Source organism: Xanthomonas hyacinthi (genome assembly GCF_009769165.1).
In the GTDB taxonomy this organism is placed as follows: Bacteria; Pseudomonadota; Gammaproteobacteria; order Xanthomonadales; family Xanthomonadaceae; genus Xanthomonas_A; species Xanthomonas_A hyacinthi.
The window spans coordinates 1,519,147-1,533,583 of sequence record NZ_CP043476.1 but is presented as its reverse complement, the minus strand read 5'-3'; the positions used below and the strand labels follow the sequence as shown (position 1 = coordinate 1,533,583).

General features: G+C 68.7%; 10 protein-coding genes. 4 read left to right on the top strand and 6 right to left on the bottom strand.

From position 1 onward, the window contains the following. Positions 1 to 200: 200 nt before the first annotated feature. Both FZ025_RS06910 and FZ025_RS06905 read left to right on the top strand, forming a co-directional pair. The gene (locus FZ025_RS06910) at positions 201 to 2,378 is read left to right on the top strand and encodes a glycoside hydrolase family 3 N-terminal domain-containing protein (RefSeq protein ID WP_104558530.1); all 2,178 of its coding nucleotides are present in this window, start codon (positions 201 to 203) and stop codon (positions 2,376 to 2,378) included. Positions 2,379 to 2,566: 188 nt separating this feature from the next. Then, a complete protein-coding gene (locus tag FZ025_RS06905; protein ID WP_046979581.1) occupies positions 2,567 to 3,712 on the top strand; it encodes a PQQ-dependent sugar dehydrogenase in 1,146 nt (381 codons plus the stop codon). A 364-nt stretch (positions 3,713 to 4,076) separates the two neighbouring features. Here the strand turns inward: FZ025_RS06905 and FZ025_RS06900 are convergent, their stop codons facing one another. Further along, on the bottom strand, positions 4,077 to 4,382 hold the full coding sequence (locus FZ025_RS06900) for a hypothetical protein (RefSeq protein ID WP_046979580.1): 306 nt from the start codon (positions 4,380 to 4,382) through the stop codon (positions 4,077 to 4,079). 188 nt (positions 4,383 to 4,570) lie between these two features. Between FZ025_RS06900 and FZ025_RS06895 the strand changes: the two genes are divergently transcribed. Continuing rightward, on the top strand, positions 4,571 to 5,122 hold the full coding sequence (locus FZ025_RS06895) for a CcdC protein domain-containing protein (RefSeq protein ID WP_046979579.1): 552 nt from the start codon (positions 4,571 to 4,573) through the stop codon (positions 5,120 to 5,122). Here the strand turns inward: FZ025_RS06895 and FZ025_RS06890 are convergent. Next, a complete protein-coding gene (locus FZ025_RS06890; RefSeq protein ID WP_046979578.1) occupies positions 5,014 to 6,030 on the bottom strand; it encodes a 2-hydroxyacid dehydrogenase in 1,017 nt (338 codons plus the stop codon). The genes FZ025_RS06895 and FZ025_RS06890 overlap by 109 nt on opposite strands. A 368-nt stretch (positions 6,031 to 6,398) precedes the next feature. On the opposite strand from FZ025_RS06890, the gene FZ025_RS06885 reads away from it, so the two are divergent. After that, on the top strand, positions 6,399 to 8,534 hold the full coding sequence (locus FZ025_RS06885) for a TonB-dependent siderophore receptor (protein WP_046979584.1): 2,136 nt from the start codon (positions 6,399 to 6,401) through the stop codon (positions 8,532 to 8,534). A 75-nt stretch (positions 8,535 to 8,609) separates the two neighbouring features. Here FZ025_RS06885 and FZ025_RS06880 read toward each other — a convergent pair whose 3' ends face one another. From FZ025_RS06880 to FZ025_RS06865, 4 genes are all read right to left on the bottom strand, one after another. Continuing rightward, positions 8,610 to 9,902, bottom strand: a complete 1,293-nt coding sequence (locus FZ025_RS06880; protein ID WP_046979577.1) for an APC family permease — start codon at positions 9,900 to 9,902, stop codon at positions 8,610 to 8,612. Continuing rightward, complete coding sequence (locus FZ025_RS06875; protein ID WP_104558548.1) at positions 9,899 to 10,651, bottom strand: L,D-transpeptidase family protein; 753 nt, start codon at positions 10,649 to 10,651, stop codon at positions 9,899 to 9,901. Before FZ025_RS06875 ends, FZ025_RS06880 begins: the two co-directional genes overlap by 4 nt. A 1,273-nt stretch (positions 10,652 to 11,924) precedes the next feature. Next, entirely contained in the window at positions 11,925 to 13,028 is a 1,104-nt protein-coding gene (locus FZ025_RS06870; protein ID WP_046979970.1) for a dipeptide epimerase, read from the bottom strand. Further along, complete coding sequence (locus tag FZ025_RS06865) at positions 13,025 to 14,419, bottom strand: C40 family peptidase (RefSeq protein ID WP_046979969.1); 1,395 nt, start codon at positions 14,417 to 14,419, stop codon at positions 13,025 to 13,027. Before FZ025_RS06865 ends, FZ025_RS06870 begins: the two co-directional genes overlap by 4 nt. Between the last annotated feature and the right edge of the window lie 18 nt (positions 14,420 to 14,437).

Sequence of the window (14,437 nt, the reverse complement as noted above, 5' to 3'; positions counted from 1 at the left end):
CCGTGGCCGGCCCGGGTCGCCGCGCTCACACTGCAAACGGCTGGGCTGCGGGATGCGGGGGCGCATGGGGGCGGGCGGCGGCGTCGGCAGCCGGCGGTAGACAGTTTTCTGAAGAGGTGGATCCGGCGCCGGCATTTGCTCTTTCCTCTGGCCGGAGAGCTAGAATTGCCGGCTATGTAAACGTTTTCTCAAAGGACCCCATGGCTTCGGATCGTATCGAATCGCTCATCGCCCGCATGACCGTCGAAGAGAAGGTCGGCCAGCTCGGCGTCTTTGCCGACATGGTGCGCCCGTTCGCGCCGGACGTGAATCCGGAAGCGAACGTCAGCAATGCCGACGAGGTGCTGCAGCAGGTGCGCGCCGGCCTGGTCGGCTCGCTGTTCAACGGCGTGGGCGCCGAGCTGGGGCGGCGGATCCAGCAGACCGCGCTGGAAGAGAGCCGCCTGGGCATTCCGGTGATCCTGGCCGCGGACGTGATCCACGGCATGCGCACCGTGTTTCCGATCCCGCTGGGCGAGGCCGCCAGCTTCGAGCCGGCACTGGCCGAGCGCACCGCGCGCGCCACCGCGATCGAGGCCACCGCCGCCGGCATCCACTGGACCTATGCACCGGCGGTGGACATCGCCCGCGACCAGCGCTGGGGCCGCGGCGCCGAGGGCGCCGGCGAGGACGTGGTGCTGGGCTGCGCGTTCGCCGCCGCGCGCGTGCGCGGCTTCCACGGCCCGGACCTGCGCGCGCACGACGCGCTGCTGGCCACGCCCAAGCACTTCGCCGCCTACGGCGCGGTCGCCGCGGGCATGGAATACAACAGCGTGGACATCGCCCCGCAGACCCTGCGCGACGTGCACCTGCCGCCGTTCCAGGCCGCGTTCGGCGCTGGCGCGCTGAGCGTGATGACCTCGTTCAACGACATCAACGGCGTGCCGGCCAGCGCCAACCACGAACTGCTGACCGAGATCCTGCGCGGCGAGTGGGAATTTCCCGGCGTGGTGATCTCCGACTACACCGCCGACATGGAGTTGATCGCGCACGGCTATGCGGCCGACGAGCGCGACGCGACCAGGAAGGCGTTCCTGGCCGGCATGGACATGAGCATGCAGAGCGGCTTCTACGCCGCGCATCTGCCGTCGCTGGTGGCCGACGGCGAAGTGCCGATGGCCGCGCTGGACGCGGCGGTGCGGCGGGTGCTGGCGCTGAAGGAAGCCATCGGCCTGTTCGACGATCCGTACCGCTCGCTGGACCCGGCGCGCGAGGCCGACCAGTCGCACATCGCCGCGCACGACGCGCTGTCGCGCGAGGCGGCGCGGCGCTCGATCGTGCTGCTGAAGAACGACGGCGACGTGCTGCCGCTGCGCAGGCGCGGGCAGAAGATCGCGCTGATCGGGCCGTTCGTGCAGGACCGCGAGAACATCGAGGGCTGCTGGACCCTGTTCGGCGACAAGACCCGCTACGTGACCCTGGAAGCCGGCGTGCGCGCCGCGCTGGACGCCGCCGATGCGCTGAGCGTGGTGGCGGGCTGCGAGCTGGAAGCGCCGCTGGACGGCGGCATCGCCGCCGCGGTGGCGGCCGCGCGCGGCGCCGACGTGGCGGTGCTGGCGCTGGGCGAGCCGCAGCGCTACAGCGGCGAGGCGCAGTCGCGCACGCAGATCGTGCTGCCGCCGGCGCAGCAGGCGCTGGCCGAGGCGGTCGCCGCCACCGGCACGCCGCTGGTGGTGCTGCTGCGCAACGGCCGCGCGCTGGCGTTGCAGGGCGCGGTGCGCGACGCGGCGGCGATCGCGGTGACCTGGTATCTGGGCACGCAGACCGGCCCGGCGGTGGCCGATGTGCTGTTCGGCGACTACAACCCGTCGGCGCGGCTGCCGGTCAGCTTCCCGCTCGATCCGGGCCAGCAGCCCTACTTCTACAACCACGCGCGCACCGGCCGGCCGGAACTGCCGACGATGAGCGAATTCAAGGCGCGCTGGCGCGAGATCCCGAACGCGCCGCTGTACCCGTTCGGCCACGGCATCGGCTACACCCGCTTCGCCTATGGCGCGCCGCAGCTGGATCGCACGCAACTGGGCTGGGACGAGACGCTGATCGTGACCACCCGCATCGACAACGTCGGCGCGCGCGCCGGCGAGGAAGTGGTGCAGCTGTACGTGCACGACCGCGTCGCCAGCCGGGTGCGCCCGGTGCGCGAACTGAAGGGCTTCCGCAAGGTGCAGCTGGCGCCTGGGCAGGGCATGGACGTGGTGTTCGCCCTGGACCGCCGCAGCCTGGCCTTCAGCGGCCGCGACGGCCGCTGCGCGGCCGAGCCGGGGCTGTTCGACCTGTGGGTCTGCGCGTCGTCCGCCAGCGGCGAGCCGGTCGGCTTCGAGTTGCTGCCGCAGGCGTAGGGACGCCGCGCGCAGGCGCAGCGGCACGCGCGCCTGCCCGGTGCAGGCCGATGCGCTGCCTGCGGCGGCCCTGTCTACGCGGCGCGAACGCCGCGCGTGATCGCGGCCACGGCTTGGCCGCTGCATGCTTGCCGTCCACGCCGGGTTTGCTAGCTTCGGCCTTCGACCCCATCCGATAGGTGCACGTCATGCAGCGTTCTCCCCTGGGTTTGGCCTGTGCATTGCTGGTGAGCCTGGCTGTATCCGCCGCACACGCGGCGCCGGCCGCCAAGAGCGCCGAACGGCGCGGCGACTGGCCGTTCTCGGCGACGCCGTTCGCCAGCTTCAACGAGCCCTGGGCGATGAGCTTCCTGCCCGACGGCAGCGCCCTGATCAGCGAGAAGGGCGGCACGCTCAAGCGCTTCGACCCGGCCAGCGGCCGCACCGGCGCGGTCAGCGGCGTGCCCGCGGTCGCCTATGGCGGCCAGGGCGGTTTTGGCGACGTGCTGCCGCATCCGGGCTTCGCCCAGAACGGCTGGGTGTATCTGAGTTACGCCGAGGCCGGCAGCGGCGCCACCCGCGGCGGCGCGGTGGCGCGTGCCAAGCTGACCCTGGACGGCAATGGCGGCGGTGCGCTGTCGCAGCTGAAGGTGATCTGGCGCCAGCAGCCCAAGGTGTCCGGCAACGGCCACTACGGCCACCGCCTGGCGTTCGGTCCCGACCGCAAGCTGTGGATCGGTTCCAGCGAGCGGCAGAAGTTCGATCCGGCGCAGGACATGAGCGGCAACCTGGGCAAGATCGTGCGCCTCAACGACGACGGCAGCGTGCCGGACGACAACCCGTTCGCGCGCCGCGGCGGCGCCGCCGCGCAGGTGTGGTCGTTCGGCCATCGCAACGTGCTCGGCCTGGCCTTCGACGCCAACGGCCAGCTGTGGGAACACGAGATGGGCCCGGCCGGCGGCGACGAGCTGAACCTGATCCAGCGCGGCGCCAACTACGGCTATCCGATCGTCTCCAATGGCGACCATTACGACGGCCGGCCGATTCCCGACCATTCCACGCGCCCGGAATTCGCCGCGCCCAAGGTCAGCTGGACGCCGGTGATCTCGCCGGCCGGTTTCGTCATCTACGGTGGCAGCACCTTCCCGCAGTGGCGCGGCAACGGCTTCATCGGCGGGCTGTCCTCGCAGTCGCTGGTACGCATCGAGTTCAACGGCGAGAACGCCCGCGAAGCGGCGCGCTACGACATGGGCAAGCGCATCCGCGAAGTGGAGCAGGGCCCGGATGGCGCGCTGTGGCTGCTGGAAGACGGCAGCGGCGGACGTTTGCTGAAGCTGCAGCCGGTGGAGAGCTGAGCCAACAGAACCGTGCCGAGGGTGATGCGTTGCCGCGCCGGTGAGATCGGCGTGGCGACGTGTTGGCGGGATGTGGCCGCTATGCGCGGGAAATGGTTGCGGTGCAGCCGCCATCGGGCGTTCGGTTGCGCCGGTCGCGGCTGAAGCCGCTCCTGCAAAGGAGGCTACGCCTTACTGGGCGGCTCGTGTAGGAGCGGCTTCAGCCGCGACCAAAAACCGTCCGCATGAGGCGCTCACCGAAACGAACAAGCTCATCGGAAATCGCGCGCGACCCCGACCCGCGCCACGTCGATAGCCGCGCAGCGATTCGCAAAGGCCTGCCGACGCGACCGCAACGGCAGCCTTTCCAGCGGCAATCACCCACTCATTCCTGACCCGCCCGCTCCCAGGCGCGGCGCACCGCATGACGCGCCTTGCTCCAGCTCAGCGTCTGCGATCCCTTGGTGCTGTCCCAGTCGCGGTGCAGTTCCGCCTCGACCTGTTCGTAGGCGAGATTGAAGTTGCGCACCCGCGCCTCGTGCCCGGCGTGGTACGCCGGTTCGTAGTCCTCGAAGCGCTCGCCGTCGCTGTAGTAAGGCTCCTCGGTAAATTGCTCGCGCCAGTATTGCGAGACCAGGCTGCGGTCCTCGTCGTTGGGTGCGCGGCCGGGAATCTGATATGGAACGCTCATCGTCGTCTCCTGGGCGAATGTGGCTTCCGACGTTAGCGATGGCACCGTTAATGCGATTCCAGCATCGCGTGATCGGTGCATGAAGCGAGCAAGCGGGCGTTTATTTTTCGGCACGCCCAGGTGCCGCTACGCGGCGCGGCGCGGATGGATTACGATCCGGCAACGCCGCTTCCCCACCGCAGGATCCCATGGCCGCTACCGGTATCGCCTTGCTGACCCCATACCTGGCCACCGCCGGCATCGGCTGGCTGTACTACCGGCGCATTCGTCGCTATTTCGGCCGCCAGCCCTGGCAGCCGCGGCGGACCGTGGCGCGGATGCTGCTGCTGTCGCTGGCGACGGCCGGCCTGAGCTACCTGGCGGCGGTGCTGCCGCCGGTCCGTCTCGGCATGGCGCTGGGGGTCGTGGCCGGCGCGGCGCTGGGCGCTTTCGCCTTGCACCACACCCGCATCGAATTGCTCGAAGGCCGGCGCTACTACACGCCCAACCCCTGGATCGGCGCCGGACTCGGCGTGCTGCTGATCGGGCGCCTGGCCTGGCGCTGGGCCAGCGGTGCGTTTTCCGGCGGCGGCGCGCAGTCGCTGCACAACGCCAGTGCGCTGACCCTGGCGATCGCCGCCGCGCTGGTCGCCTACTCGCTGGTGCACACCGGCGGCTTGCTGCTGCGCATGCGCGCGCTGGCGCCGGCAGCGCCGGATGCCGGCGGAGCGAGCACCGGCGTCGGCAACGGCAAGCCGTGAAAATGCGCTGACAGATTGTCGATGGCGAGTTGCACGGTGGCAGCGATCGCCTCGGGCGAGCGTCCGGCGATATGCGGGGTCAGGATGACGTTGGAAAGCCGGGCGATCGGCTCGGGGACGTTCGGCTCGCCTTCGATCACATCGAGCGCCGCCCCGGCAATGCGCCCATGTTGCAAGGCGTCGCCGAGCGCCGCCGTATCCACAACGCTGCCGCGCGCAATATTGATGAGGAATCCATCCGGCCCAAGGGCCTGCAGGACGTCGGCATCGACCAGGTGGGCCGTGGTGGTGCCGCCCGGCGTGGCGATCACCAGGAAATCGCACCATTCGGCAAGGGCGACAGGCGTCGGCATGTAGAGATATGGCGTTGCCTCGCGCGGGCGGCGAGTGTGGTAGGCCACGGCCATGGCGAAGCCGCCGGTGGCGCGCTGCGCGATCTGCATTCCGATATTGCCGAGGCCGAGAAGGCCGAGCCGCTTGCCGGAAATCGTCGGGCGCGGCTGTCGCGATCGTGTCCATTCCCCTCTGCGCACCGCCGCGTCGGCCTGCGCAATGCCGCGTGCGATCGCCATCAGCAGTGCCATGGCGTGGTCGGCGACACAGGCGTCATTCGTGCGCGCGCCGTTGCTGACGGCGATGCCGCCGGCTTCGGCGGCGGCCAGATCGACGTTTTCGTAACCGGCGCCGAGCGCGCAGATGATTTCCAGTTTTGGCAGCGCCACGATGTGCTCGGCGCTCAGGCCGGTGGAGCCGTTGGTCAGCGCGGCCCGGATCCGGTTTCTCAGCGACGGCTTCAGCGCGGCAAGATCCGCGGCATTCGACGCGACATGCGGATGGAAACCCGCTCGTTCCAGGCGGCTTAAAGCGTCCGCTGCGAGTTCGATCAGAACCAGGAGATGGATGTTCATGGCGCCTATTCGGAGAACGGCGGGTTGCGTTGCCTGAGATTACGCCCGGTTGCATTGCCATGAAAGGCGCGAACCGGCAGCGTCCCGCCGATTGCCGCCTTCGCTTCGCCGATGGCGCCTGCAACACTGCGCCGCTCGCGATGCAGCCTCGAATCGTGAACGGTGTGACAACGGTCCGGCGGGGGAGTATGCTCCGCTGCCGCAAGCGCGCTGCGTCCATGCCGCGCTGCGTCCCTGTTCCCTCCAGCCGTCGCCAGAGGATTCCTTTCCTGCCTGGAGGTGTTGTCGTGCCCGTTGCTCCGTGCCGTGTTGCCCAGATCGACCGCCATCGTCGTGGCGCCATCTCGTTGCCGCCGCTCGCTGCGTTGATGCAGGCGTTGTCCTGGGTGTTGGGCTTGTCCCTGTTCGCGCCTGTCGCCGGCGCGGCCGCTGTGCCGGCCGAACCGGCGCCGCCGGAGGCTGCGCCGACGCTGGAGACGGTGCAGGTCACCGCCAACCAGCTGGGCACCGTCACCGAAGGCACTGATTCCTACACGCCCGGCACGATCGCCACCGCCACCCGCCTGGTGCTCAGCCCGCGGCAGACGCCGCAGTCGATCAGTGTGATCACCCGCCAGGAAATGAATGACTTCGCCCTCAACGGCATCGACGACGTCATGAAGGTCACCCCCGGCATCAGCATCGTCACCTACGACAGCGAGCGCACCGAGTACTACGCGCGCGGCTTTGCCGTGCAGAACTTCCAGTACGACGGCATCCCGATGGCGCGCGATTCGGCGTATTCGGCGGGCAATACGCTCAGCGACATGGCCATCTACGATCGCGTCGAAGTGCTCAAGGGCGCCACCGGCCTGCTGACCGGCATGGGCGATCCGGGCGCGACCATCAACCTGGTACGCAAGAAGCCGACCCGCGAACTGGCCGGCAGTGCCACGCTGGGGGCGGGTTCGTGGGACAGCTATCGGACCGAAGTGGATGTCGGCGGACCGCTGACCGAAAGCGGGCGGGTACGCGGCCGCGCCGTGGCCGCCTACCAGGACAAGCATTCCAACGTCGACCACTACCAGCGCAGCAACCAGGTGTTCTACGGCATCCTCGAGGCCGACCTCACCGACAGCACGCTGCTCACCGTTGGCGCGGATTACCAGGACAGCGATCCGCAGGGGTCGAGCTGGGGCGGTATTCCGCTGCTGGACAGCAACGGCAACTTCAACAAGATGCCGCGCTCGTTCAACAACGGTGCGCGCTGGAGCCGCTGGGGCCAGTACGTCCGCACCGGCTTCGCCACGCTGGAACACACCTTCAGCAACGATTGGGTCGCCAAGCTGCAGCTCAATCACCAGGTCAACGGCTACGACGCAGCGCTCGGTGCGGCGGCGGGCGGCAATCCCGACCCGGCGACGGGGGAAGGGGTGAGCATGTGGCTGGGCAAGTACGTGGGCAAGACCACCAGCAATGCGGCCGATCTGTATGTGAGCGGCAAGTTCCAATGGTTCGGTCGCGAGCACGAGTTGGTGGCCGGTGGCAGCGTGTCGCGCAAGCGCTGGGTCAACAACGGCTATTCGCCGCAGTCGGGTTACCAGACTGCCGTGGCCGACTACCGCGCCTGGACCGGCGATGTTGCCGAGCCGGACTGGCAGTGGAGCTACGGCAACAACGAAGTCACCCGCGAGAGCGGTGCCTACGTGGTGGGCCGTTTCGACCTGGCCGATCCGCTCAAGCTGATCGTCGGCAGCCGCATTGCCAACTACAAATCGCCCGATACCGACAAGAGCGGCGTGATCGTGCCGTACGCGGGTCTGGTCTACGACCTCAACCGCAATTTCTCCGTGTTCGCCAGCTACAGCACCATCTTCAAGCCGCAGGACAACCAGGACGAGCGAGGCAAGGTGCTCGACCCGCTGGAAGGGCGCAGCTATGAGGCGGGCCTGAAGGGGGAGTTCTACGACGGCCGCCTCAACGCCAGTGCCGCGGTGTTCCAGCTGGAACAGGACAACTACGCACAAGCGACCGGTGGCAAGACGCCCAGCGGCGGTATCGCCTACGAAGCCCTGATGGGCGTACGCACCAAGGGCTATGAGCTGGAGCTGTCCGGCCAGCTCGCACCGGGCTGGCAGGTGCAGGGCGGTTATGCGCACAAGATCGCCCGCCAGCAGTCCATCAAGGTGTCCACGCTGGAGCCGGAAGACCAGTTCAGCCTGCACACCAGCTATCGCTTGAGCGGGCCGCTGCAGGGCTGGAGTCTGGGGGGCGGCGCGCGTTGGCAGGGCAGCACGTTCGGCACGATCAGCAACCCGGCCAACGGCGCCAGCCTGGTCCATCGTACCGAGCCGTATTGGCTGTTCGATGCGATGGCGCGCTACGCGTTCAACGATCGGCTGTCGGCCACGCTCAACGTCAACAACCTGCTCGACAAGCACTACTACACGATCTTCAGCTGGTACAGCACTTACACCTGGGGTGAGCCGCGCAATGTGCGGCTGACGCTGACGTATAAGTTCTGAGTGGTGTCGGTGCGGAGGCCCTGGATGGGGCCTCCCGCCATTGCGCCATTACCGCGCTACGCCGACCGACGAAACCTACGGCGCCTTGCGCGGGAAGCGGTAGAACAGCGCCCCGACCAGTAGCGCCACGCCGGCCGCGGCCAGGTTCTGCCAGCTGGCGCTAAGCAACAATGCCAACGCCAGCAGCAGGGCCGCCAGCGGAATCAACGGGCCGCCGGGCAGGAGCAGCGCACCGGGCCGGTCGCCATAGCGCCGTGCCAGCACCAGCACCGCCGCGGCGGTGCCGATGTAGGCGAACAGGCGGGTGACCATCGACAGCAGCGCCAGCTGCACGAACGAGCCGGACAGCGCCAGCGCCAGCGACAGCACGCCCTGCAGCAGGATCGCCGCGGCGGGCGTGCGGAAGCGCGGATGCACCCGCGCCAGGAACGCCGGGCCGTAGCCGTCCTGGGCCAATGCGAACAGGAAGCGCGGCCCCAGCATCACCGTATTGCTGGTGGTGCCGAGGATGGAGATGGTGGCGCCGACGGTGAGGATCAGCGCCAGCGTCTCGCCGCCGAAGCCGCTGGCGGCATCGGCCAGCGGCGTCGCCGACTGCGCCACGTTCGCCAGCGTGCCCTGCGCGACCACTTGCACCGCGGCGTAGATCAGGGTGACGGTGACGATCATGGTGATCAGCGCGAACGGCACGTCGCGGCGCGGATTGCGGTATTCGCCGGCGGCGGCGGGGATGTTCTCGAAACCGGCGTAGGCGAACAGCAACAGCAGCGCCGCTTCGCCCATGTTGCCGAAGTCGCGCGGGTCCGGCGCCTGGCCCGAGAACGCCCACGACCAGTCCACGTAGAACAGGCCGATGGCCACGAACAGCAGCAGCGGCACCAGCTTGCCGATCACCAGCGCCACGCCGGTGCGCGCGGCCGACTTCACCCCGATCACGTTGATCGCGGTGAGCAGGCCGAGCGAGCCGACCACGATCGCCAGGCGCGCGCCGCCGCTGGCCGCGGCCGGCCAGAAGCGCACCACCGCATCGGCCAGGCCGTTGCCGAGCGCGGCCGCCGAACTGATCCGGGTCAGCCAGATCATCCAGCCGATCTCGAAGCCGGCGAAGCGGCCGAACGCCTCGCGCGTATACAGGTAGCTGCCGCCGGGCTCGTCGAAATAGCTGGCCGCCTGCGCGTAGCACAGCACCAGCAACCCCACCGCCAGCCCGGCGAGCAGCACCGCCCACAGGCTCATCGGCCCGAGCAGCGCGGCGGTGGCGGCGGGCAGCAGGTAGATGCCGCTGCCGATCACGTCGTTGATCGACAGCCCGACGATCTGCCAGCGGCTGACCGCGCGGACCAGGCTCGGTTCGGGTGCGTGGCTCATGGTGCCGGCTCCGCCGCGGGCAACGCCCAGGCGCCGCGCAGGCGTGCGTAGTCCTTGCGTGGCAGCAGCACGAACAGCGGCGCGGCATCCGGCCGCAGCCAGGCCAGCAGGCGCTGCATGTTGGCCGGCTCCATCGCGGTGCAGCCGGCGGTGGCCTCGCCCGCGGCACGCCACAGGTGGGCGAAGATGCAGCTGCCGGCGCCGGGCCGCGCCTGCGGGTTGTGGCCGATCACGAAGCCTTCTTCGTAGCGACGGTCGCCGTCGTGGTGCAGGTCCAGGCGCATCGGCTCGGTGGAGCCGGCCACCGCGTCGGCGCCGACCCGGTCGGCGTCGACGATGCGGTTGTACAGCGGCGAATCGGGCACGTCGATGCAATAGCTGCTCTGCTGCATCGGCTGGTACGGCAGTGCGCTGTCGATGCGCTGGGCGTAACCGAAGGCTTCGCCGATGCTGAAGATGCCGGCCGGGCTGCGGCCGTCGCCTTCGCGCTTCTGCGGGCCGTCGCTCTGCGCCGGATGCAGGCCCAGCCCCCAGGCGCTGCCGTTGCGGCCGAGCGCGACATCGAAGCGCTGGCCGTGCGCGCGCCAGCCCTGCGCCGTGCGTTCGAACGCCTGCAGCTGGCCGCGCGGGCTGTCCCAGTCCGGTGCCACAACCAGCACCAGCTGGCGCGCCTGTTGCAATGCCGGTGGCGTGGGGTCGCCGGTGGCGGCCAGGCACGTGCCGGTCACGGCGATGCACAGCAGTGCCATGGCCGCCAGACAGTTGCGGCGGACGCTGCCGGTCTGCGTCAGGGCGGACAACCATGGGAATTTCGGCATGCGCATCTCCGGTCACGATCGGGCATCGGGCAGGTGCTGGGCCCGCTGCAGGTTCACCGCCAGCTGCCGCCTGCGGTCGGTTGGTTTGGCGCATCGGACCGACCGCGAAGTCGAGCAGATGCAGCAATGCTGCAAGGTACAACAGTTGTTCGCTGTGCGGCGCGTGATCATGCACGTAGACAGTCCGTGCGGTGTCGGCAGGCGCTGTGGATCGGCGTGCCGATGGTGTGGTGCGTTGTGGTGGGGGCTGTTGGCAGTGCGCGCGCGACGCAGCAAGCTCACTCGGCTTGCTGCGCAGCTTTATCGTGCGCCGCCGCCGCCGCCGCCGCCGCTGTTGCTGTTGCTGTTGCTTTTTTTGCTTTTGATCTTGATTTACCGGGTCCCTTACGTAGCGGCGAATAGGGCGGGAAAAACCCCGAAGGGGCGGCGCACAGGGATGTGCGCCGTTCGCGGCAGGGGCAGGATGCCCCTTCCGCGAATCCCGTCCTATTCGCGGACCCGGAGCGCGAAGCGCGGAGGGCGCGAAGTAGGGTGTGCTTTCTTTTGGTTACTTTTCTTTGCACAAGCAAAGAAAAGTAACTCGCCGCAGGCGAAAGCTGTTGCCTTTGCGATGGCGATGGCGATGGAGGAATCATTGTAGGAGCGGCTTCAGCCGCGACTGATTCTGTCAGGAAGGTGTCGCGGCTGAAGCCGCTCCTACAAAAGCAACACCGAAGCAAACAAAAACAAACACCAAAGCAAAGGCTTCCGCCCTTGGCGGGTCACTTTTCTTTGCTCGCGCAAAGAAAAGTAACCAAAAGAAAGCGCGCCCTGCCTTGCGCCCTCCGCGCTGCGCGCTACGGGTCCGCGGATGCACCGGGGATTCGCGGAAGGGGCATCCTGCCCCTGCCGCGAACGGCGCACATCCCTGTGCGCCGCCCTTCGGGTTTTTCCCCGGTCCATCCGCCGCTGCGGAAGGGAACCCGGTAAAAGCAAAAGCAGAAGCAACAGCACAGCAGAGCACAGCAGAGCAGAGCAAAACAAAAGCAGGTGGCAACCGAGATCTGTTTAGCGTTTCAGATGACGCCTGCCGAAGTCCCGGTGGTTGCCGCCTTGACACGCACTGGCGTCACCGCCGCACGTGGTGATGGCAAGCGCGATCGCGATGGAAACTGTCGCATGCGCCGGCCGTGCGCATTGCAGCGCATGCGCCGACGCGCCCAGATCACCCGCGCGGCGGCAGCAATTCCAGGCCGCGGATCTCGCGGATGCCCAGGCCTGGCGCGTCGGTGATGGTGATCTGCGACTCGTCGAAGATCACCCCGCCGTCCACCGGGTTGAACATGCCCAGCGACGGGCCGTCCAGGTCCACCTTGGTGATGATGTCGGCCTTGGCCACCGCCAGGTGCACCGCCGCCGCCACGCTGATGCTCGACTCGAGCATGCAGCCGATCATGCATTGCACCCCATACAGCGCGGCGATGTCGGCGATGCGGATCGCGTTCGACAGCCCGCCGGTCTTCATCAGCTTGATGTTGATGATGTCGGCGGCGCGGCGCTGGATCAGGTCGAAGACCTGTGTCGGTGAGAAGACGCTCTCGTCGGCCATCACCGGCGTGTCGACCCGCTCGGTCACGTACTTCAGCCCGTCGATGTCCCAGGCCTTGACCGGTTGCTCCAGCAGTTCCAGCGCTACGCCGGCGTCTTCCAGCGTGCGCATCGCGTACACCGCCTGCTTCGGCGTCCAGCCCTGGTTGGCGTCCAGGCGCAGCAAGGCGCGGCCTGCGACCGCGACGTGGATCGCCTTGACCCGCTCGATGTCCACGTCGATGTCCTTGCCGACCTTGATCTTCAGCGCCGTGAAGCCGCGCCCGAGCGCGGACAGCGCATCGGCCACCATCTTGTCGATGGCGTCCACGCTGATGGTGATGTCGGTGCTGATCACCGGATCGCCGCCGCCGAGCATTTGGTACAGCGGCGCGCCGTACAGCTGCGCCCACAGGTCGTAGACGGCGATTTCCACCGCGGCCTTGGCGCTGCTGTTGCGCTCCAGCGCACCCTGGATCAGCCCGGTGAGGCGGTTGAGGTTGGCCACGTCCTCGCCGATCAGGCGCGGCTTGATGAAGCGGTCGATCGCTTCGATGATCGAGCCGTGGGTGTCGCCGGTGATCGGCGCGGTGGCCGGCGCTTCGCCATAGCCGATGTGGCCGCTGTCGGTGTGCACCAGCACCACCACGTCCTCGACCGTTTCCACGGTGCGCAGCGCGGTCTTGAACGGGGTCTTCAGCGGCACGCGCAGCATGCCCAGTTGGATGTCGGTGATCTTCATTCGATAGGGCGCGGGCGGACGCGTTGGATGCGGGTGATGCGGTCGATGAAGGGCACGCCGTCGCTGAGCAGCATTGGTTCCAATGGGGTCACCGAGACGCCGTTGAGGTGCGCGCGCTGCAGCTGCCCGGACGCGTCGCGGTAGCTGGCGCCGGCCACGTCGTGGATCACCCAGGTATGGCCGCGCTCGTGGCCGATCACCATCATCACGTGGCCGGGGATGTACACCAGATCGCCGACCTGCAGTTGCGCCAGCGCCTGTTGCCGTTGCGCCAGCGGCGCGGCCGCCGTGTAGGGAACGGCGGCGAGGCTGGGGCTGCGCGCCTGGTCGCCGGTATTGCGCGGCAACGCGATGCCCAGGCTGCGGTAGACGTCGGAGACGAAGCCGCTGCAGTCGCGCGCGTCGTAGTCGTTGCCCCAGCCGTAGCGCTCGCCGAGGAATTTGAATGCCTGACGCAGCAGGTTGCGTTGCGTCACCGGCAGCGGTGCGGTGGCGACGTCGGCACCGCGCGGCACCAGCACGGGCGCCAGCCGCAGCCGGCCATCGTCGTCGCGCAAGGGCAGCTGCACCACGTAGGCGGCCAGCGGCGACTGGCCGTTGACCGCCTGTTGCGCCGGCCAGTCTTCGCGCAACGGCAGGCTGCTGCCCATGTCCAAGGACAGTTGCGACGCCGCCGGCAGTTCCGGGGTGAAGGCGGTCAGCGCACGCGCGCCAGTCACCACCAGCCGCGGCGTGCTTTGCGCGTAGCCGAGCACGCTGTCGCGATCGCCTTCGGCCACGCGTTCGCGTTCGATCCATGCCGCGTAGTTCGGCGCCAGCACGAACAGCCACTGGCCGTCGCGGCTGGCGTGCAGGATCGCCACCGCGATGCCGGGATACAGCGCCGATTCCTGGAAGCGGTCGATGTCGTGGTCGTCGCGGCTGCTGAAAACGCGTTGCCGGGTCGGGAAGGTGCGCAGGTCGGCGCGGCGGACCACCAGTGCGTAACGTGGCGCGACCTGCGCGGGAATCGTGTCCAGGGCGAGCGCGGACTGCAGCGCTGCCAACTGCACCGCATCGAGCGTGGCGCCGCGCGCGTCATAGAGCGTGCGCGTCGGCGGCGCCGACAGCGTCAGCACCTGCGCGCGGACCTGCGCTGCGCTGTAGCGATCGGGCAACGCCTGCAAGTCGTGCATCGAGGCATCGTGGCGCAGCAGGTGCGCATTGAAGGCCTGCACTTGCGCCGCGTCGAGCAGCGGTGGCTGTGCATCGGGCACGCGCGCGATCCAGTACTCCGCCTGCAGTTGGCTGGCCTGCACTTGGAACGGCACATCGCCTGCAACGCTGGCCGCGGCGATGGGCGCGCTCAATGCTGCGGCCAGTAACAGACACAGGCCACGCATCGTGTTCATCGGACCCCGGGCGGTGGA

Excerpts from the sequence above, each read along its gene's own strand:
- FZ025_RS06910 (WP_104558530.1), top strand. The coding sequence starts at position 201 with ATGGCTTCGGATCGTATCGAATCGCTCATCGCCCGCATGACCGTCGAA.
- FZ025_RS06905 (WP_046979581.1), top strand. The coding sequence starts at position 2,567 with ATGCAGCGTTCTCCCCTGGGTTTGGCCTGTGCATTGCTGGTGAGCCTG.
- FZ025_RS06900 (WP_046979580.1), bottom strand. The coding sequence starts at position 4,382 with ATGAGCGTTCCATATCAGATTCCCGGCCGCGCACCCAACGACGAGGAC.
- FZ025_RS06895 (WP_046979579.1), top strand. The coding sequence starts at position 4,571 with ATGGCCGCTACCGGTATCGCCTTGCTGACCCCATACCTGGCCACCGCC.
- FZ025_RS06890 (WP_046979578.1), bottom strand. The coding sequence starts at position 6,030 with ATGAACATCCATCTCCTGGTTCTGATCGAACTCGCAGCGGACGCTTTA.
- FZ025_RS06885 (WP_046979584.1), top strand. The coding sequence starts at position 6,399 with ATGCAGGCGTTGTCCTGGGTGTTGGGCTTGTCCCTGTTCGCGCCTGTC.
- FZ025_RS06880 (WP_046979577.1), bottom strand. The coding sequence starts at position 9,902 with ATGAGCCACGCACCCGAACCGAGCCTGGTCCGCGCGGTCAGCCGCTGG.
- FZ025_RS06875 (WP_104558548.1), bottom strand. The coding sequence starts at position 10,651 with ATGGCACTGCTGTGCATCGCCGTGACCGGCACGTGCCTGGCCGCCACC.
- FZ025_RS06870 (WP_046979970.1), bottom strand. The coding sequence starts at position 13,028 with ATGAAGATCACCGACATCCAACTGGGCATGCTGCGCGTGCCGCTGAAG.
- FZ025_RS06865 (WP_046979969.1), bottom strand. The coding sequence starts at position 14,419 with ATGAACACGATGCGTGGCCTGTGTCTGTTACTGGCCGCAGCATTGAGC.